This window comes from Prosthecodimorpha staleyi, assembly GCF_018729455.1.
In the GTDB taxonomy this organism is placed as follows: Bacteria; Pseudomonadota; Alphaproteobacteria; order Rhizobiales; family Ancalomicrobiaceae; genus Prosthecodimorpha; species Prosthecodimorpha staleyi.
The window spans coordinates 281,415-299,312 of record NZ_JAHHZF010000003.1; the positions used below are offsets into that span (position 1 = coordinate 281,415).

Below are 17,898 nucleotides of genomic sequence, written 5' to 3' on the forward strand. Positions count from 1 at the left end.
GTTAACGCGGCACTTCAAGAAGCACCGCTAACCGACTCTCGGGAATCAGCTCTCCGCCGAACGCCGACGATATTTTGCGATCGACCCCACATCGAACGCTCGTTCATAATGTTTGACGAAGGACGTTAATAAGCCGTTACTGAACCGCCCGAGTCGAAACGACGTCTGCCGAAAGAAGCATCCGTGGAAGCGCTCATCCGGGAAATCGCGGAGATCGGCGAACTGGAGACCTTCGGACGGGTCGTCGGCGTGCGCGGCCTGATGATCGAGGTCGCCGGTCCGCTGCATGCCATGAGCGTCGGTTCCAGGCTCCGGATCGAAAGCGGTTCGGCCCGCCCCTCGGTGCCGGCCGAGGTGGTCGGTTTCGAAAGCGGCCACGCCCTGCTGCTGCCGTTCGGATCGGTGGAGGGCGTGCGGCTCGGCTGCCGGGCCGTGATCGAGGCCGCCGATGCGGTCGTCAGGCCCTCGGAGGCCTGGCTTGGCCGCATCGTCGACGCCATGGGCCTGCCGATCGACCGCAAGGGTCCGCTCGCGCCCGGCCCCGAGGCGCGCCATCTCCGTGCCAACCCGCCGCCGGCGGCCGATCGGACCCGGGTCGGCGACCCGATCGATCTCGGCGTGCGCGCGCTCAACACCTTCGTGACCTGCTGCCGCGGCCAGCGCATGGGCATCTTCGCCGGCTCCGGCGTCGGCAAGTCGGTGCTCCTGTCGATGCTCGCCCGCTATACCGCCTGCGACGTGGCGGTGATCGGGCTGGTCGGCGAACGCGGCCGCGAGGTGCAGGAATTCATCGAGGACGATCTGGGCGAGGCCGGCCTCGCCCGCTCGGTGGTGGTGGTGGCGACCTCGGACGAGCCGGCCCTGATGCGCCGGCAGGCCGCCTATCTGACCCTGACGACCGCGGAATATTTCCGCGACCAGGGCGCCAACGTGCTGTGCCTGATGGACTCGGTCACCCGCTTCGCCATGGCGCAGCGCGAGATCGGCCTCGCCGCCGGCGAGCCGCCGACCTCGAAGGGCTACACGCCGACCGTCTTCACGGAACTGCCGCGGCTCCTGGAACGGGCCGGACCGGGTTTCCCGGGCGGCGGCTCGATCACCGGCCTGTTCACCGTGCTGGTCGAGGGCGACAACCACAACGAGCCGGTCGCCGACGCGGTCCGCGGCATCCTGGACGGCCATATCGTCATGGAACGCGCCATTGCCGAGCGCGGCCGCTACCCGGCCGTCAACGTGCTCAAGTCGGTGTCGCGCACCATGCCGCGCGCGATTCCCGAAGCGCGCCGGCCGCTGATCACCGAGGCAAAACGCCTCATGGCGACCTATGCCGACATGGAGGAGCTGATCCGGCTCGGCGCCTATCGCAAGGGCTCCAGCTCCGAGGTCGACCGCGCCATTGCTCTCAATGGCCCGTTCGAGGCCTTCCTGACCCAACGCAAGGAGGAATCGACCCGCCTGCCGGACTGCTACGATCAGATCGCCAAAATTCTGGCGGGCTGAGACCGACCGTCCCGCCGCGACCTGTTGCATGAACGCAACACACGGCGAAGTCGTAGCATCGGGCCGGACGGATGCCGAAACGATGCCGATGACTCACCATTTGGCAACCGGTCTCGCCTATTCTCCTCCTCGGCTGGAGGACGGCCGCCCCGCCGCAGCGCCGCAACGCGCTCGGGCGGAGCTGGAGCGTGACGGGAGACGAAGGCCCGACGAGGCGATCGGCAGGCCGTTGTCCCAGGGAGTATTGCGTGATGAAGTCCCGTGAAAGCCTCATTCGGGTCCGGCGCTTCCAGGTCGACGAAAAGCGTCGCCAGGCGGCCCAGGTGGAAATGATGATCGCCGAGTTCATGCGCATGATCGGCGACCTGGACGATCAGATCGTCATCGAGCAGAACCGCGTCGGCATTCACGACGTGACGCATTTCGCCTACCCGACCTTCGCCCGGGCCGCCATGCAGCGCCGCGACAATCTCAAGGTGTCGGTGCGCGATCTCGAAGAGAAGCTGGCCGATGCCCAGGCCGAGCTTGCCGAGGCGATCGAGGACCTGAAGAAGGTCGAGTTGATCGAAGAGCGCGACCAGCAACGCGACCGCGATGCCCGCGATCAGGTCGAGCAGGAAGCGCTCGACGACATGGCCGGCCGCCGCCACGCCTTCGGCCGCTGACTTCAAAAAACCCTTTTATTTTCTGGTGGCTGCCGGACCCCCGGAAGCTGGACACACCGGAAGCGGAGCCCGTCGTGCGGTCAGGCACGACGGGCTTTTCGCGTCCGGACGCGGCCTGTATCGGGCGCGTCCCGCAGCCAGCAACATTCCTTCGCAAAAGTTGACGCAAGGGCATTCATTTTAAGGGATCGGAAAGGCGCGTCGCGAATACATTCAAGAATTGCGGAAGATGCGGTCTGGCGCTGACAACAGCCGCCACACGCCGCGGCCGCGCCGGGGGAGACAAAACGCGATGCGGATGCGTTCGACGCGGTTCTATGCGCGGCTGGTGAGTGTGCTGCTCGGAGCCACGCTGATCGGAAGCCTGGTGGTGGGGCACCATGCGATCGAGACGGTGCGGGTCGGTGGCCCGGCCTATGACCGGATCATCAACGACAAGGACCTGGTGGCCGACGTCCTGCCGCCGCCGCTCTACATCATCGAAGCCTATCTGGATGTGAACGTCGTCCTCAACAATCCCGGCGAACTCGCCCGAATCCAGTCCGATCTGGCCAAGCTCCGCCGCGACTATGACGAGCGGCACGCCTACTGGACCCGGAAGGACGTCGACAGCGAGGTCAAGGCCGCCCTGCTGATCGGCGCGCACAAGCCCGCCGAGACCTTCTGGTCGCTGGTGCTCGACCGCTTCATGCCGGCGCTGGCACGCGGCGACACCGCGGCCGCCCGCGCGGTCTTTCCGGCCATCACCGCCGCCTATGCCGACCATCGCCAGAAGGTCGAGGCGCTGGTCACGCTCGCCAACCAATCCAGCGCCCGCACCGAACAGGCGACCGAGGCGAGCGTCACATTCAATCTGACGCTGCTGGGCAGCCTCGGCCTGCTCGTGCTGGTCATGATGGTCGGCTGCGCGGTGTTGCTCGAAACCCATCTGGTCGGTCCGATCGCCCGCTTCGCCGCGGCCTTGCGCGATCTCGCCAAGGGCGGCGACGGACGCGGTGCGCCCGAGTCCGGACGAACGCGCGAACTGGTCGACATGGGCGAGGCGGTCGAAGCGTTCCGCCAGAATGCGGCCGAACGCCGAACGCTGGTCGACGACATCAGCCGGGCCCGGACAGAGGCGGAGACCGGTCGCAGCCGCCTGGAAGAGCTCGCCTTCAAGTTCATGCGCGATTCCGACCAGATCAAGATCATGCTCGATCGCGAGGCCCATGTCGTCCGCAACTGCGCCAATGCCTTCCGCACCACGGTCTCGACCACCGAGCGGGAAGCCTCTGCAGGCCTGAATTCATCCACCGCCGCCGCCGAAAGCGTCGGCTCGGTGGCCAATGCCACCGACGAACTGTCGCAGTCGACGCACAGGATCGCCGCACAGGCGGTCAACGCGCAACGCCTGACCGAGAAGGCAGCCGACGGTGCCCGCGCGGCCGAGCAGGACGTGCAGCGGCTCGCCCGCGTGACCAGCGAGATCGGCGCCTTCCTCGACACGATCACCGGCATCGCGGGGCAGACCAACCTGCTCAGCCTGAATGCAACCATCGAAGCCTCCCGCGCCGGCGAAGCCGGACGCGGCTTCGCGGTCGTTGCCGCCGAGGTCAAGGCCTTGGCCTCGGAGACCGCCAAGGCGGCCTCCTCGGTCGCCCGGCTGCTGCAGGACATCGAGCAATGTTCCGGCACGGTGGTCACTTCGATCAGCCAGATCTCCGATGCCGTGCAGACCGTTCGGCAGTTGAACGACGAGATCGCCGCGGCGACCGTCCGTCAGAGCGAGACGACGGCGCAGATCGCCTCCGGCGCAACCCGCGCGGCGGAAAGCACCCGCGACGCCCACGAAACGTCGGCCAAGGTGTCCGACATCGTGCACGGCGCACGCCGGGAGGTCGATCTGGTCGAGCAGGCCTCCGGATCCCTGTTCGAACTGGTTCAGGAATTCTCGTCCGGGATCGACGCCTTCCTGGGCACCATTTCGGACGACATGAAGGACCGGCGGTCGCTGGTCCGCCACCGGGTCGATCGGGAGATCGAAGCCACGATCGCCGGACGTCGGACCCGCGTCATGCTGCGCGACGTGAGCCTGACCGGCGGCTCGCTCGGAGTGACGGCCGGGCTGGCCGTTGATGGGCCGATCACCCTGCACATGCCGGGCATCGATGTCGCCGGCCGCTGCGTCTGGGTCGACGCCAGCGGCGTCGGCGTCCACTTCGACCGCAAGCTCCAGGACCTGCCCGTCGCCTTCCTCACGGCCGCTGCGGCCTGACCGGTCGGGGCCGGCACTCAGAGACGATAGGCCCGCATCTTCTCGTAATAGATGCGGGCCGCGATGGCGATCGGCTTCAGCGGATCGGCAAGCGCATCGAAGGAAACCGCCCTCCGCGGCGGGCCGAAACCCGTGGACGCCTCCACGGCCTGGTACCAGACCGGCGCCCAGACGCCGTCCTCGCGCCGCCGCCCGGGCGGCCAGGCCAGCATCTCGTCGCGGAACGGGATGGCCAGCGCATCGCAGAGTGCGGCCAGCGTGCGGCGCGGATCGGCCAGGATGTCGGCCGCATCGACCACCGGCGGCGCCTCGCCGAGCCGTTCGGCGACCTGCTCGAAGATCTCGAACTGCTCGACGAAGCCGATATCGCGCAAGGTGACCTCGGCGCGCTTGTCGACATAGGAGGCGAGCACGCTTTCGGGCGCCCGGATCAGAAAGGCGCTCTTGACCTGGTCGATCCACCCGCGGCCGAATTCCGGCAGCATGTGATGGGTCATGTGTTTCTGATAGAAGACCGGCTTCTCGTCCGGCACCGGCCCGATCAATTGGTTGATCACCTGGCGCCAATCCCGGGGCTGCGACGCCAGCACCTCCTCGCGCATCGGATGGTCGAGCCCGGTATGGGCCAGATAGGCCGCATAAAAGGGCTCGTCGACGACCGCCGTGTCGGACCGGTTGCCGAAACTGCGCATCATCGCCGTGGAAATGTTGCGCGGGCCGGACCACATGGCGATCCGCACCGGCTCATCCAACTCGGCCAGCATGGCCGGCGGCGCCTCGCTCAGGTCCTCGGGTGCCTCTGGCAGAACGATCCCGGACATCCAACCTCCCGGTCGCGGCGCCGCTCGCCACGGTGCCCGCTTCTCCTCTATCCTTGCACGGCCGGAACCGGAAGGAGATTTCATGTCGGAGTCTACGATCCGCATCGCGACCACCGAGATGCATACCGGCGGCGAGGCCGTCCGCATCGTCGAGAGCGGCTATCCGCGCCTGGAAGGCCGCACGATCCTCGACAAGCGTCGGCACGCCCGCGAGCATTTCGACCGCTACCGGCGGCTGATCATGTTCGAGCCGCGCGGCCATTACGACATGTACGGCGTGATTCCGGTCGAACCCGATCTGCCCGGCGCCGACATGGCGGTGCTGTTCATCCACAACGAGGGCTACTCGACCATGTGCGGCCACGCGGTGATCGCGCTCGGCCGCTATGCGGTCGACCGGGGCATCGTGCCGGCCGTCGAGCCGGTGACGGTGGTGCGCATCCAGTGTCCGTGCGGGCTGGTCACGGCCCATGTCGAAGTGCGCGACGGACGCGCCGGAGCGGTCTCCTTCGTCAGCGTGCCGGCCTTCGCGGCCGTGCTCGACGCGACCGTGACGGTCCCGGGCTTCGGACCCGTCACGCTCGACATCGGCTATGGCGGCGCCTTCTACGCCTTCCTGCCGGCCGAGCGGCTGGGCCTGACACTGGAGGCCCGCGCCGGTCACCTGGTCGAGGCGGCCGATGCGGTCTCCACGGCCGTCAAGGCACAGATGACGATCGAGCACCCGCTCGAACCGGATCTGGGCTTCCTCTACGGGACGATCCTGACCGACGGCGGCGACGGCCGGCACCAGCCGACGACCAATGTCTGCGTCTTCGCCGACCGCGAGGTCGACCGCTCGCCGACCGGATCGGGCGTGACCGCCCGGGTGGCCCTGATGCAGGCGCGCGGCGACCTCGCCCTCGGAGAGACGCGCCGCTTCCGCTCGATCACCGGGTCCGAATTCACCGGCGCGATCGAGAACCTGACCGATCTGGCCGGGCGGCCCGCCGTGACGGCGCGCGTCGCCGGCAAGGCGCATTATTCTGGGTCGGCAGTGTTCACCGTCGAGGCCGACGATCCGTTCCCGGAAGGCTTCCTCGTGCGCTGAGGCCGGTCAGGCCCCGGTCTCCGGCTCGATCAGCGGGATCTGCGGGGCGGCGGTGCGCGGCATCGCGCCCGTCAGGCGCGGGTCGGGACCGAGTTCCAGGGCCAGCCGATAGGGCCGGAAACCGGAGCGCCGATAGAAGCCGAGCGCGGCGGGATGGTCGAAGGCGCAGGTGTGCAGCCAGACCCGGCGCGGCGGCACGGGGCCGGCCCAGGCGATCTCCAGGCACCGGTCCATCAGCAGGCGGCCGGTGCCACCGCCGACGGCCTCCGGCACCAGCCCGAAAAAGACGATCTCGACCTCGCCGGCCACGCGCCGGTCCAGTTCCAGGAGGCCGATCTCGGCGTCGTCCTGGGTCAGCACATGAACCTCGACGGCGGGATCGTAGAGGATCGCGGCGAGCTGCGCCGGACCGATCGCCCGGCGCGAGAACCAGAGCAGGTCCTCGCCGATCCGGTCGTAGAGGATGCGATACCAGGCCGGATCGGGCCGATCGACCCGCCGCAACGCAAGTCCAGGCGGAAACGGGCGGCCTGCCGGCGCGGGCGGTGCGGTCATCTCCAGATAGGTGACGAGGGTCGCCAGAAGGCCGGGCGGCAGGTCTGTATAGCCGTCCGTGGCGACCGCCAGGGTCTGCGAGGAGCCGGCGGCGCCGACGGGCGCGCCCTGCCCGGACGGGATGGTCGCGGTCATGAAAAGAAGTCTCCGAGAATCGATGCCGGTCTGGCCGACAGCGCGTCGGCACACATTGCACCGCGCCCCCGATGCGGTCAGCGAAGGGCCGTCCGGGGCGCGCATCCGGCCGGCGATGGGCCAGGGAAATGCCGGAGCTCGGTGTGAAACCAGACGGACGGGACGAGAGCTGGGCGGGTCGGCAACGGACGACGTTCGCAGACCCTGCCCCACCGGGCTATGCAACGGGCGATGACGGTCGGGAGTTCCCGACGACCCTCATTTCGGCCGGTCGATGCACGATGCGCGACGCCCACAATCGCGTGCCCACAATTCCAGCACTCGCGCGACCGACACCTCCCGATTGGCCGACAGGATCGAATCCGGGCGGCGGCCGGAATCGGCGGCGCCGGCGTCAGCGGTAGTCGACGCCGAAGCGGTAGGCGAGACCGAAGCCGACGCTGATCTGGTTGCGGCTGCCGATCTTCTGCACGAGCGGGCTGTCGCCGGCATCGCCGGCGAGGCGGCTGTAGTTCGCCTCGAACTTGCCGGTCCATTGCGGCGTGAAGTCGTAGTCGATCTTCAGGTTCGGTCCGTAGGAGTTCAGCCCGGCATCGGCCTGGAAGCCGCCCTTGCCGCCGCCGCCCTTCTTGCGCGAATAGGGATCCGGCGGCGGGGTCGGCGACCCGGAACGGTCCGGCGGAACGCTGAAATAGGTCTCCATGTATTCCTTGCTGGCAAAGGTCAGCTTCGGACCGACGGCGATCTTCAGACCGCCGAAGGGTTTGAAGATCCCCTCCACGCCGACATCCGCGACCTGGCCGTGATGGCCGCCGAAGCCCTGACGAACCGCCAGATAACCGCGTGCGAAGGGCAGCGTATAGTCGACCACGCCACCGAGTTCATAAGCCGCATCGACCTTCGGAAAGCCGGCGAGTTTCTTGTCGACGCTGCGGTCGCGCGCGCCGATATAGCGGAAGGACGGCGCGAAGCCGAGGCCGTATTCGCTCGACGGCTCGCCCGTGAAGGGATTGATCAGGAAGCGGACACTGACAATCGGAAAGGGCGACAGCATGTAGTTGCGCGCACCTTCGTATTGCGGCTGGACGCGAGGCCCGCCGCCGAGCGTGACGATCAGGTCGTCGCCCGGCGCCGGAAACGCGCTCTGCGCTGCGGCGAGCCCGGTCAGGCCGGTGGTCGCGGCGGCGGCGGCGAGGATGGCGGCAAAGAAACGCATGCGTGGCTTCCCCGGAGACGGCTGTCGATCGACGCTCGGAATCAATCAGCAACAGTCTATCCGAGCCGGCCTCCGGCCACGAGTGCAAGAAGGCCACGCCGCCCGGCATTCGCGGCGGCGCAGCCCGGTTTTCGGGTCAGACCATCACGGCGTCGAGCATCGCGCGATAGTCCTCCGCGGTCGCCGGCCGGGGATTGGTGGCATGGCTGTGATCGGCCAAGGCGCCCTCGACGATGCGCGGCAGGATGTCGGGGGTCACGCCCAGCGTCGCCAGTCCGGCCGGGATGCCGAGACGGCGGTTGAGCCCGTCCAGTTCGCCGGCCAGATCGGCGCCCTCCGGCAGCCCCATCGCGGCGGCGAGCCGGGCGATCTTCGCGCCCGCGACGGCGGCGTTGAAGCGGACGACCGTCGGCATCAGGATGGCGTTGAGGGTGCCGTGATGCAGGACGGGGCTCTTCAGCCCGCCGAGCGCATGCGACAGCGCATGGACGGCGCCGAGCCCCTTCTGGAAGGTCAGCCCGCCCTCGAGCGCCCCCATCATCATCTCGGTCCGGGCCTCCAGGTCCGAGCCGTTGCGGAAGGCGGCCTCGATATGGCGCCAGACGCGCCCGGCCCCGTCGAGCGCGATCGCCTCCGCGGGCGGATTGTAGCGCGGGCTGAGAAAGGTCTCGATGCAGTGGGAGAGCGCGTCGAGCCCGGTCGCGGCGGTCAGGAAAGGCGGCAGGCCGACGGTCAGCTCCGGATCGCAGACCGCGCGTTTCGGGATCAGATGCGGCGAGATGAAACCGAGCTTGCGCCCGTCCTCCAGCGTGATCAGGGCGGCGCGGCCGACCTCGGAGCCGGTCCCGGCCGTAGTCGGGACGGCGACGACCGGCGCCACCGCGGGCGTGATCTTCGGGATGCCGCCGAGGATCGCCGCATAGGTGGCGAGCGGCCCGGCATGGGTCGCCAGCAGAGCCACCCCCTTGGCGAGGTCGATCGGCGAGCCGCCGCCCGCCGCCACGACGCCGTCGCACTCCCCGGCCCGGTAAACCTCGAGCGCCGCCAGACAGGCCGCCTCGGTCGGATTGGTCGGCACGTCGAGGAAGATCGCAGGCTGACCGCCGCACAGATCGGCGATCCGCTGCACGAGCCCGGTCGCGGCCAGCCCGCGATCGGACACGATCAGCGGCCGCTTCACCCCGAGCGCGGCCAGTTGCTCCGGTAGGGTGGCGACGACGCCGGGCCCGAATTCGATGGTGGTCAGATACAGAATGGCGGACATGGGCCTCTCGTGGGCGTTTCCTCGACGAGCGCGTTTCTCGCAAGCCGAACCCCGCCCGACAAGAGCCGCCCGCGCACGGGCGGGATGCGGCCGCGCACTCTCAACAAAGATGGGAGTACGGCCAGCCCGGCCCGCCGGCAGCCTACACCGTCCCGACCGTCTTCAGCCGCACGCGCGGGTGGACCTCGGCCTGGCTCATGACGACGGTATGGGCGCGGAAGCGTTCGACGATCGAGCGGACATGGGGGCGGATCGACGGGCTGGTCAGCAGGACCGGGATCTCGCCCATGCGAGCGGCATCCTCGAAGGCCTCCCGCACGGCGGCGACGAACTGGCCGAGCTTGGACGGCGCCATGGCCAGGTGCTTGTCGTCGCCCTCCCCGTGCAGCGCCTCGGCAAAGGCCAGTTCCCAGGCCGGCGACATCGAGATCAACGGCAGATAGCCTGCCGGCGACAGGTTGGAGGCGCAGATCTGGCGGGCCAACCGCGTGCGGACATGCTCGGCGATGCCCTGCACCGAACGGGTGAAGCCGACCGCCTCGGCGACGCCCTCCAGAATGCCGGAAAGATCGCGCACGGAGATGCGCTCGTTGAGCAGCGCCTGCAACACCCGCTGGATGCCGGAGACGTTGATCAGGCTCGGGACGATGTCCTCGACCAGCTTGTGCTGCTCCTTGGGCAGATCGGCGAGCAGCTTCTGCACGTCCGCATAGGTCAGGAGTTCGGCCACGTTGGCCTTCAGGATCTCGGTCAGATGGGTCGACAACACCGTTGCCGGATCGACCACCGTATAGCCGCGGATCGCCGCCTCCTCGCGCAGCGCCGGCTCGACCCAGGTTGCCGGCAGGCCGAAGGTCGGCTCGGTCGTCTTCACGCCGGGCAGGTCGATCGCCCGTCCCTCCGGGTCCATGAGCATGAACAGATTGGCGAAGATGGTTCCGCGCCCGGCCTCCACCTCCTTGATCTTGATGATGTATTCGTTCGGCTGCAGCTGCACGTTGTCGAGGATGCGGCAGGGCGGCATGACGAAACCCATGTCGGCCGCCAATTGCCGACGCAGGGCCTTGATCTGGTCGGTCAGCCGGTCGGCGCCGTCCGGCCCGTTGATCAGCGCCAGCAGCGCATAGCCGAGTTCGACGCGCAGATGGTCCATCTTGAGCGCGTCGGAGATCGGTTCCTCGACCGGGGTGGTCGGCGCGGCCGCGGCCTGGGCCTTCAGCGCCTCGGCGGCGCTGTGGATCGCCTTGTCCTTCTGGTTCCGGTCGGAGACCATGGCGAGAAAGCCGGCGGTCCCGGCGAGCAGCAGGAAGGGCAGCGTCGGCATGCCGGGCAGCATGGCGAGCGCGATCATCACCGCCGACGACATGCCGAGCGCCTTCGGGTAGCCCGACAGCTGCTTCATGATCGCCTTGTCGGCCGAACCGGAGACGCCGGCCTTGGAGACCAGAAGGCCGGCGGCGGTCGAGACGATCAGGGCCGGGATCTGCGTGACCAGGCCATCGCCGACGGTCAGCACGGTGTAGGAATGGCCGGCCTGGCTGAAGGTGATGCCTTGCTGGACGACGCCGATGATGATGCCGCCGATCACGTTGATGAAGGTGATCAGCAGGCCCGCCACCGCATCGCCGCGCACGAATTTCGAGGCACCGTCCATGGCGCCGAAGAAGCTCGATTCGTCCTCCAGATCCTTGCGCCGCTGCTTGGCGGTCTTCTCGTCGATCAAACCGGCCGAGAGATCGGCGTCGATGGCCATCTGCTTGCCCGGCATGGCATCCAGGGTGAAGCGCGCCGCGACCTCGGCGATGCGGCCCGAACCCTTGGTGATTACGACGAAATTGACGATCAGCAGGATCGCGAAGACGATGATGCCGATGACGAAATTGCCGCCCATCACGAAGTTGCCGAAGGCTTCGATGACATGGCCGGCGGCATGCGTGCCCTCGTGACCGTGGCTCAGGATCAGCCGCGTCGAGGCGAGATTGAGCGCCAGCCGCAGCATGGTGGCGATCAGCAGAACGGTCGGGAAGGCGGAGAATTCCAGCGGATGCTGGATGAACAGGCCGGTCATCAGGACGAGGACCGACAGGGTGATCGAGACGGCGAGCGCGAGATCGAGCAGCCATGGCGGCAGCGGAACGATCAGCACCATCAGGATGGCGATGACGCCGACCGCCAAGCCGATATCGCCGCGCCGGGCGTGGCCGAGCAATTCGCCGATCGAGGGGATCTTGAGAGGCGATGGCTTCGGAGCGGAAGCGGGCTCGCCGGCGGTCGTGTCGGTCATGGGCGCGGTTCCGGACAGGGGCCGCGCCGAACGGTGGGGACGCCCGGCGCTGGGCAAAAAATGCCGGGTTTATGGTTAAGGGACGGTTAACGTCGCCATGCGGAGCCGCCGCGCTGCGGCCTCGCTCGGCGTCGATCCGATCATCGTTTCAAGGGTGGGGCGCCACGGGCAGCGGCGCGGGACCACGGGTCTCGCGGCACAGCCGGGCGGCGCACGCCCGTAGGCGCCGGGATGGCGGCAGCCCGACCGCCCTGCCCTACCGGTTGGCGAAGGTGTAGCTGCCGAGCCGGCTGGAGCCGGCGGGAGGGGCCGCGGGCGCCGTCCCGGTGGTTCCGGTCTTGGCGGCCGGTCGGGCACCGGCCCGGTTCGGCTGGTAGAGGCCGCGCCGGTCCGACATCGGCCGGAAGGCGTCGGTCAGGCCGACCACGGTCTCGGCCGCGCCCAGCACCAGGAAGCCGTCGTCGGGCAGCATCTTGGCGATCCGGTTGAGGACCCCGCATTTCGTCTCGTTGTCGAAATAGATCAGCACGTTGCGGCAGAAGACGATATCGAACTGGCCGAGCGAGGAGAAGTTCTCGAGCAGGTTCAGCTTGCGATACTGCACCATCGAGCGCAGGTCGGAACGGATCTGCCAGACGTCGCCGGTCTGGTTGAAATAGCGCAGCAGGTGGTTGATCGGCAGGCCGCGCTGGACCTCGAACTGCGTGTAGATGCCGGCCTTGGCCTTCTCCAGAACCTCGACCGACAGGTCGGTGCCGATGATCTCGACCTGCCAGCCGGCGAGCTTGGCCTCGTTGTCCTTCAGGCACATGGCCAGCGTGTAGGGCTCCTGGCCCGTCGACGCGGCCGCACACCAGATGCGCAGCCGGCGCTCGCGCGCCCGCGCCTGCAGCAGTTCCGGCAGCATGTAGTTGGTGAAATACTCGAAGGGAGTCTTGTCGCGGAAGAAGAAGGACTCGTTGGTCGTCATCGCTTCCACGACGAGGTCCTGCAGCGCCGCGCCACCGGGTTCCTTGACGCGGGCGACAAGGGCCGAAATCGACGGCAGCCCCGCCTTGCGCGCGACCGGCAAGAGCCGGCTTTCGACGAGATACTGCTTCTCGTTGGTCAGGACCAGGCCGGAGCGTGTCTTCAGGAAGACGCGGAGATAGTCGAACTCGGCCGGTGTCACGGGCGCCCCCCGCTCAGAATGCGGATGATCTTGGAGCCGATCTGGTCCAGGGGCAGAATCTCGGAAGCCGCGCCGGCCTGTGCGACCGCACCCGGCATGCCCCACACCACGCTGCTCTCCTCGTCCTGCGCGATGACGCTGCCGCCGGCCTTGGCGATGACGCCCGCGCCGGCGGCGCCGTCATGGCCCATGCCGGTCAACACCACCGAAAGGATGGCGGCGCCGAACAACGGCACCGCGCTCTGGAACAGCGGGTCGACGGCCGGCTTGCAGAAGTTCACCGGCGGCAGGTCGTTGAGCTGGACGACCGTGTCGTGACCGTCCTTGCCGATCACCATGTGCTTGCCGCCCGGCGCGACATAGATGCGGCCCGGCATCAGCGGCTCGCCATGGACGCCTTCGGCGGCGCGGCGCCCGGAGGCCTTGGTCAGGTGTTCCGCCAGGATGGCCGTGAAGGTGGCCGGCATGTGCTGGGTGACCAGCACCGGCAGATTGCCGATCGCCGGGCCGATCTCGCCGAAGAGCTTGGTCAGGGCCTGGGGCCCGCCGGTCGACGAGCCGATCAGCAGCACGCGCGGCGCCACGTTGGAATAGGCGCGCGTCGCGATCGCCGGCTTGCCGCCGTCCGGGCGGGCCGTCGCGGAGATCCGTCCGGGCTGTGCGGCGGGCCGTGCGAAGGGCGTGCGCTGCGGCTGCGGCGCATGAGCCATGGCGGTGGTCGGGCGCATGCCGGGCGTCGGGGCGGGCTCCGGCATGCGGACCGCACGGCCGGCGCGTTGGCGGGCGCGCAATCCCAGCGTCTTCACCTTCTGGACGATCTCCGTCTTGAATTCCGGCGAGGTGGTCACGCTCGCATTGGATTCCGGCTTCGGCACATAGTCGGCGGCGCCGAGAGAGAGGCACTTCAGGCTGATCTCGGCATTGCGTCGGGTCAGCGTCGACGCGACGACGACGACCAGGCCGGGCTTCTGCTTGAGCAGCAGCGGCAGCGCGGTCAGCCCGTCCATCTCCGGCATTTCGACATCGAGCACGACGACGTCGGGGTTGGAACGCATCACATCCTCAACGGCGAGCCTGCCGTTGCGATGGCTTGCGACCACGGCAAGCGCCGGATCTTCGTCGATCCAACGGCCGATCAGACCGCGGACAACGACGGCATCGTCGACGATCATCACGCGCACGGGATCGGTGACCGCGGCGCCCGAGGCGCTGGCGGCAGCAGAGGGCAACGGCATGGGACCCCGCTCAGATGAGACCGACTTCGGCGAACTTGGCTTGCACGATGTCGCGATCAAAGGGCTTCATGATGTACTCGTTGGCACCGGCTCGAATGGCGCGTGCGATATGCGCCACATCGTTCTCGGTGGTGCAGAAGACGACCTTCGGGGCCTCCCCGCCCGGCTCCTGGCGGAGCGCGGACAGGAATTCCAGGCCGTTCATCACCGGCATGTTCCAATCGAGCAGGATGGCGTCGGGCATCTTCTGCCGGCACAGGTCGAGCGCCTGCTTGCCGTCCTCCGCTTCGACGATCTCGAACGAGAGATCCTCGAGGATGCGTCGGGCGACTTTTCGGATCACGCTCGAGTCGTCGACGACGAGGCAATGCTTCATGGCAACCACTCCACTTCCCGGTCCGACCGGGGTCGTCATGCCGCAAGCACTTCGGCCATGCCGCCGAGCACGCGGTCCACGTCCAGGATCACCATGAGGTGACCGTTCAGGCGGTGCACGCCACCGGAAATGGCAGCCCATTTCTGATCGAGATTGACCGGGTTCGGTTCGCGGCCGGCCGTCGGCAGGGTGAGGACCTCGCCGACATTGTCGATCAGCAAGCCGTAGGATTCGCCCTTGTGCTCGATGCCGACCGCCATGGTCTGGCCGCCGTCCTGACGCAGCGCCAGATGCAGGCGCTTGCGCATGTCGATCGCGGTCACGATGCGGCCGCGCAGGTTGAGGACACCGGCGATCTCGCCCCGCGCCAGCGGCACGCGGGTGATCGATTCCGGCATGAACACGTCATGGACGCGCTCGATCGGCAACCCGAACAGCTGACCGCCGATCATGACGGTCACATACTGCACCGAGTCGGTCAGGCTGGTGATCTCCTCGCTCATGCGGCGATCCCATATTCGGTGGTGGTGACTTCCTTCAGCGCGGCGATCAGGCCGGCCCGGTCGAACTTGGCGATGTAGTCGTCGAAGCCGGCCTGACGGCCGCGTTCGATCGAGGCCGGCGTGCAGATGGCGCTCAGCGCGAGGATCGGGATCTGGCGGTACTTGGGATGCCGCTTCAGGATCTCGGCGAACTCGTAGCCGTTCATGTTCGGCATCTCGATGTCGGAGACGACCACGTCGAAGCGCCGGCCGTCGTCGAACAGCTTGAGGCCTTCGACCGCGGATTCGACGCTGGTGACGTTGAAGCCGGCGGCCTTGAGTACCGGGCCGAGCATGTTGCGGAAGAAGGGCGCGTCGTCGACGAAGAGCAGCGAGCGCGTCAGGCTCTCGACCTTCATCTCCTTGCGCTGGAACCAGTCCTCGAAGGCCTGCGGCAGGTAGAAGCCGATATCGACCACTTCGGTCGCACGGTTCTTGATGACCGCCGATCCCAGCACGCCGGGACGCTCGGACCCGACCTGGATGTTCAGTTCGTCCTCGACGATGTCGATGATCTCGTCGACCACCAGGCCCATGGACCGGCCAGCGTCCGAGAAGACCAGCATCGGCACGCTGCCCTCGCTCTTGCGCTGCAGCATCTCGTCGAAATAGACCAGCGGCATCAGCGAACCGCGATACTGGACCAGATCGCGGCCGTTGGAGTGCTCGACCTTCTCGACCGAGAACTCTTCCAGGCGCGTGACCAGCGACAGCGGCACCGCCTTCGGTTCGGCCGAGCCGGCCCGGAACAGGAGCATCGAGATGGTCTGCGCATCGACCCGGGCGCGGTCCTCCTCGGCATCCTTCTCGCCGGCCATTTCGGCCGTCGACGTGATGCCGCCGAGCGCCTGGGCGATGCCGTTCGGATCGACGATCATGATCACCGAACCGTCGCCCAGGATGGTGTTGCCCGAGAACATGGTGATGTGCCGGAGCATGGAGCTCATCGGCTTGACCACGATTTCCTCGGTGTGGAACACGCCGTCGACGACCACGCCGAAGGTCTGGTTGCCGACCAGCATGACGACGATGAAGCCGTCGTCCTCGGGTCGCGCCACCGCGTTCGGCGAGCGGTCGGTGATGCCGAGCAGCTTGGACAGATGCACCAGCGGGAGCAGCTTGTTGCGCAGCCGCAGGACCGGCGTGTCGCGGATGCGCTCGATGCGGTGCTCGGTATTGGACTGGGCGCGAACGAGCTCGACCACCGAAAGCTGCGGGATCGCGAAGCGGTCGCCGGCAGACTCGACGATCAGCGTCGAGACGATGGCGAGCGTCAGCGGGATCTTGATGGTGAAGCTGGTGCCCTGACCGATCACGGTCTTCAGATCGACGGTGCCGCCGATCGCGTCGATATTGGTCTTGACCACATCCATGCCGACGCCGCGGCCGGACACGTTGGTGACCTTGGCGGCCGTCGAGAAGCCCGGCGCGAAAATGAACTTGCAGATCTGCTGCTCGGTCATCTTCTCGAGTTCGGACTCGCTGGCGAGACCGTTCTCCAGAACCTTCTGGCGGATGCGATCGACATTCAGGCCGCGGCCGTCGTCGGCGATCTCGATGATGATGTGGCCGCCCTCGTGATAGGCGGACAGACGGATCGTGCCCTTCTCGGACTTGCCCGCGGCCTTGCGCTGATCCGGCGTCTCCAGGCCGTGATCGGCGGAGTTGCGGACCATGTGGGTCAGCGGATCCTTGATCAGTTCGAGCACCTGGCGGTCGAGCTCGGTATCCTGGCCGACCATCTCCAGTTCGATCTGCTTGCCCAGTTCCTGGCTGAGGTCGCGGACGACGCGGGGTAACTTCTGCCAGGCGTTGCCGATCGGCTGCATGCGCGTCTTCATGACGCCTTCCTGCAGCTCGGCGGTGACGTTGGAGAGGCGCTGCAGTGGAACCTTGAACTCGGAATCCTCGTGACGGCGCACGATCTCGAGGAGCTGGTTGCGGGTCAGCACCAGCTCTGACACCATGGTCATCAGATGTTCGAGCGTGTCGACCGAAACGCGGATGGTCTGGGCGGACACGCCGCCCTTGGCCGCTTCGGTCTCGGCCGACGGCTCCCGCTCCTTGGCCGGCTCCCGCCCGCCGCGCTTCTCGGCGCTGGGAGCGGCCTTGGCCGGCGCATCGCGCTTGGGTTCGATCTGCTTCAGCAGGGGCACTTCCGCTTCGGTCTCGCGGAAGGCGCGCTCCAGATCGTCGAGCGAATCCTCTCCGGGACGGAGCGGCCGCTCGAGGACCTGATAGACGATGTCGCCGGAGGCATGCTTCGGCCCCTCGGCCTGGACCAGCGTCGGCGCGGGCTTCGCCTCGGGCGGCGGCGGAGCGGCCGCGACGGGCGCCGCAGGGGCGCCGGATTCCGCCATCCGTTCGAGCAGTTCGATCAGATCGCGATCCGATCCGGTCGGCTCCTGCTCGGTCGCCTCGAGCTCGGCGACAAGCGACTTGATCCGATCCAACGAAGACAGGACGAGGCTGACCGCCTGGGGCGTCACGGGGACGCCGTCGCGGAACTTGCCCATCAGCGTTTCGGCCGCATGGGCAATCGCTTCGAGCCGCGGAAGGCCTAGGAAGCCGCAGGTCCCCTTGATGGTATGGACCAACCGGAAAATGTTGGCCAGGATCTTGGCATTGTTCGGATCCTGCTCGAATTTCACGAGTTCGACGTCCACGACGTCGAGGCTCTCGTTCGTCTCCGTCAAGAATTCGCGAAGGAGATCGTCCATGGCCTCTTCCTTGCCCTCTGGTGGACCGCGATCGGCTCGGGCTCGCGGTTCCTTAGGTCAAGTATCGAGG

14 protein-coding genes are annotated in these 17,898 nt (G+C 67.7%); 4 read left to right on the forward strand and 10 right to left on the reverse strand.

The window, feature by feature from the left end; genetic code table 11:
* Positions 1-183: 183 nt before the first annotated feature.
* The 3 genes from fliI to KL771_RS07300 all read left to right on the forward strand — a co-directional run bounded on the left by fliI (position 184) and on the right by KL771_RS07300 (position 4,419).
* Positions 184-1,500: a flagellar protein export ATPase FliI gene (gene fliI / locus KL771_RS07290; RefSeq protein ID WP_261967885.1), complete on the forward strand. Its 1,317-nt coding sequence runs from the start codon at positions 184-186 to the stop codon at positions 1,498-1,500.
* Between the two features lie 251 nt (positions 1,501-1,751).
* Entirely contained in the window at positions 1,752-2,165 is a 414-nt protein-coding gene (locus tag KL771_RS07295) for a flagellar FliJ family protein (protein WP_054360569.1), read from the forward strand.
* Between the two features lie 292 nt (positions 2,166-2,457).
* Positions 2,458-4,419: a methyl-accepting chemotaxis protein gene (locus KL771_RS07300; protein ID WP_261967886.1), complete on the forward strand. Its 1,962-nt coding sequence runs from the start codon at positions 2,458-2,460 to the stop codon at positions 4,417-4,419.
* Positions 4,420-4,436: 17 nt separating this feature from the next.
* Here KL771_RS07300 and KL771_RS07305 read toward each other — a convergent pair whose 3' ends face one another.
* Positions 4,437-5,240: a sulfotransferase gene (locus tag KL771_RS07305; protein WP_261967887.1), complete on the reverse strand. Its 804-nt coding sequence runs from the start codon at positions 5,238-5,240 to the stop codon at positions 4,437-4,439.
* Between the two features lie 82 nt (positions 5,241-5,322).
* Between KL771_RS07305 and KL771_RS07310 the strand changes: the two genes are divergently transcribed.
* Positions 5,323-6,330: a proline racemase family protein gene (locus tag KL771_RS07310; protein ID WP_261967888.1), complete on the forward strand. Its 1,008-nt coding sequence runs from the start codon at positions 5,323-5,325 to the stop codon at positions 6,328-6,330.
* A gap of 6 nt (positions 6,331-6,336) precedes the next feature.
* Here the strand turns inward: KL771_RS07310 and KL771_RS07315 are convergent, their stop codons facing one another.
* The 9 genes from KL771_RS07315 to KL771_RS07355 all read right to left on the reverse strand — a co-directional run bounded on the left by KL771_RS07315 (position 6,337) and on the right by KL771_RS07355 (position 17,828).
* Positions 6,337-7,020 carry a GNAT family N-acetyltransferase gene (locus KL771_RS07315; protein ID WP_261967889.1) on the reverse strand — a complete coding sequence of 228 codons (684 nt, stop codon included), beginning with the start codon at positions 7,018-7,020 and terminating at the stop codon, positions 6,337-6,339.
* A 394-nt stretch (positions 7,021-7,414) separates the two neighbouring features.
* Positions 7,415-8,236, reverse strand: coding sequence for a MipA/OmpV family protein (locus KL771_RS07320; RefSeq protein ID WP_261967890.1), 822 nt, complete (start codon positions 8,234-8,236; stop codon positions 7,415-7,417).
* 136 nt (positions 8,237-8,372) lie between these two features.
* Entirely contained in the window at positions 8,373-9,500 is a 1,128-nt protein-coding gene (locus KL771_RS07325; RefSeq protein ID WP_261967891.1) for an iron-containing alcohol dehydrogenase, read from the reverse strand.
* Between the two features lie 142 nt (positions 9,501-9,642).
* A complete protein-coding gene (gene flhA, locus KL771_RS07330; protein WP_261967892.1) occupies positions 9,643-11,784 on the reverse strand; it encodes a flagellar biosynthesis protein FlhA in 2,142 nt (713 codons plus the stop codon).
* Between the two features lie 256 nt (positions 11,785-12,040).
* A complete protein-coding gene (locus KL771_RS07335) occupies positions 12,041-12,955 on the reverse strand; it encodes a CheR family methyltransferase (protein WP_261967893.1) in 915 nt (304 codons plus the stop codon).
* A complete protein-coding gene (locus KL771_RS07340; protein WP_261967894.1) occupies positions 12,952-14,190 on the reverse strand; it encodes a protein-glutamate methylesterase/protein-glutamine glutaminase in 1,239 nt (412 codons plus the stop codon). The genes KL771_RS07335 and KL771_RS07340 overlap by 4 nt, the downstream gene beginning before the upstream one ends.
* Before the next feature lie 10 nt (positions 14,191-14,200).
* Positions 14,201-14,566 (reverse strand): response regulator, encoded by a 366-nt coding sequence (locus KL771_RS07345; protein ID WP_054360560.1) that lies wholly within the window; start codon positions 14,564-14,566, stop codon positions 14,201-14,203.
* A 35-nt stretch (positions 14,567-14,601) separates the two neighbouring features.
* Positions 14,602-15,069 (reverse strand): chemotaxis protein CheW, encoded by a 468-nt coding sequence (locus KL771_RS07350; RefSeq protein ID WP_054360559.1) that lies wholly within the window; start codon positions 15,067-15,069, stop codon positions 14,602-14,604.
* Positions 15,066-17,828 (reverse strand): hybrid sensor histidine kinase/response regulator, encoded by a 2,763-nt coding sequence (locus KL771_RS07355; protein WP_261967895.1) that lies wholly within the window; start codon positions 17,826-17,828, stop codon positions 15,066-15,068. Before KL771_RS07355 ends, KL771_RS07350 begins: the two co-directional genes overlap by 4 nt.
* Positions 17,829-17,898 lie beyond the last annotated feature (70 nt).

Excerpts from the sequence above, each read along its gene's own strand:
- KL771_RS07295 (WP_054360569.1), top strand. The coding sequence starts at position 1,752 with ATGAAGTCCCGTGAAAGCCTCATTCGGGTCCGGCGCTTCCAGGTCGAC.
- KL771_RS07300 (WP_261967886.1), top strand. The coding sequence starts at position 2,458 with ATGCGGATGCGTTCGACGCGGTTCTATGCGCGGCTGGTGAGTGTGCTG.
- KL771_RS07305 (WP_261967887.1), bottom strand. The coding sequence starts at position 5,240 with ATGTCCGGGATCGTTCTGCCAGAGGCACCCGAGGACCTGAGCGAGGCG.
- KL771_RS07310 (WP_261967888.1), top strand. The coding sequence starts at position 5,323 with ATGTCGGAGTCTACGATCCGCATCGCGACCACCGAGATGCATACCGGC.
- KL771_RS07315 (WP_261967889.1), bottom strand. The coding sequence starts at position 7,020 with ATGACCGCGACCATCCCGTCCGGGCAGGGCGCGCCCGTCGGCGCCGCC.
- KL771_RS07320 (WP_261967890.1), bottom strand. The coding sequence starts at position 8,236 with ATGCGTTTCTTTGCCGCCATCCTCGCCGCCGCCGCCGCGACCACCGGC.
- KL771_RS07325 (WP_261967891.1), bottom strand. The coding sequence starts at position 9,500 with ATGTCCGCCATTCTGTATCTGACCACCATCGAATTCGGGCCCGGCGTC.
- flhA (WP_261967892.1), bottom strand. The coding sequence starts at position 11,784 with ATGACCGACACGACCGCCGGCGAGCCCGCTTCCGCTCCGAAGCCATCG.
- KL771_RS07340 (WP_261967894.1), bottom strand. The coding sequence starts at position 14,190 with ATGCCGTTGCCCTCTGCTGCCGCCAGCGCCTCGGGCGCCGCGGTCACC.
- KL771_RS07345 (WP_054360560.1), bottom strand. The coding sequence starts at position 14,566 with ATGAAGCATTGCCTCGTCGTCGACGACTCGAGCGTGATCCGAAAAGTC.
- KL771_RS07350 (WP_054360559.1), bottom strand. The coding sequence starts at position 15,069 with ATGAGCGAGGAGATCACCAGCCTGACCGACTCGGTGCAGTATGTGACC.
- KL771_RS07355 (WP_261967895.1), bottom strand. The coding sequence starts at position 17,828 with ATGGACGATCTCCTTCGCGAATTCTTGACGGAGACGAACGAGAGCCTC.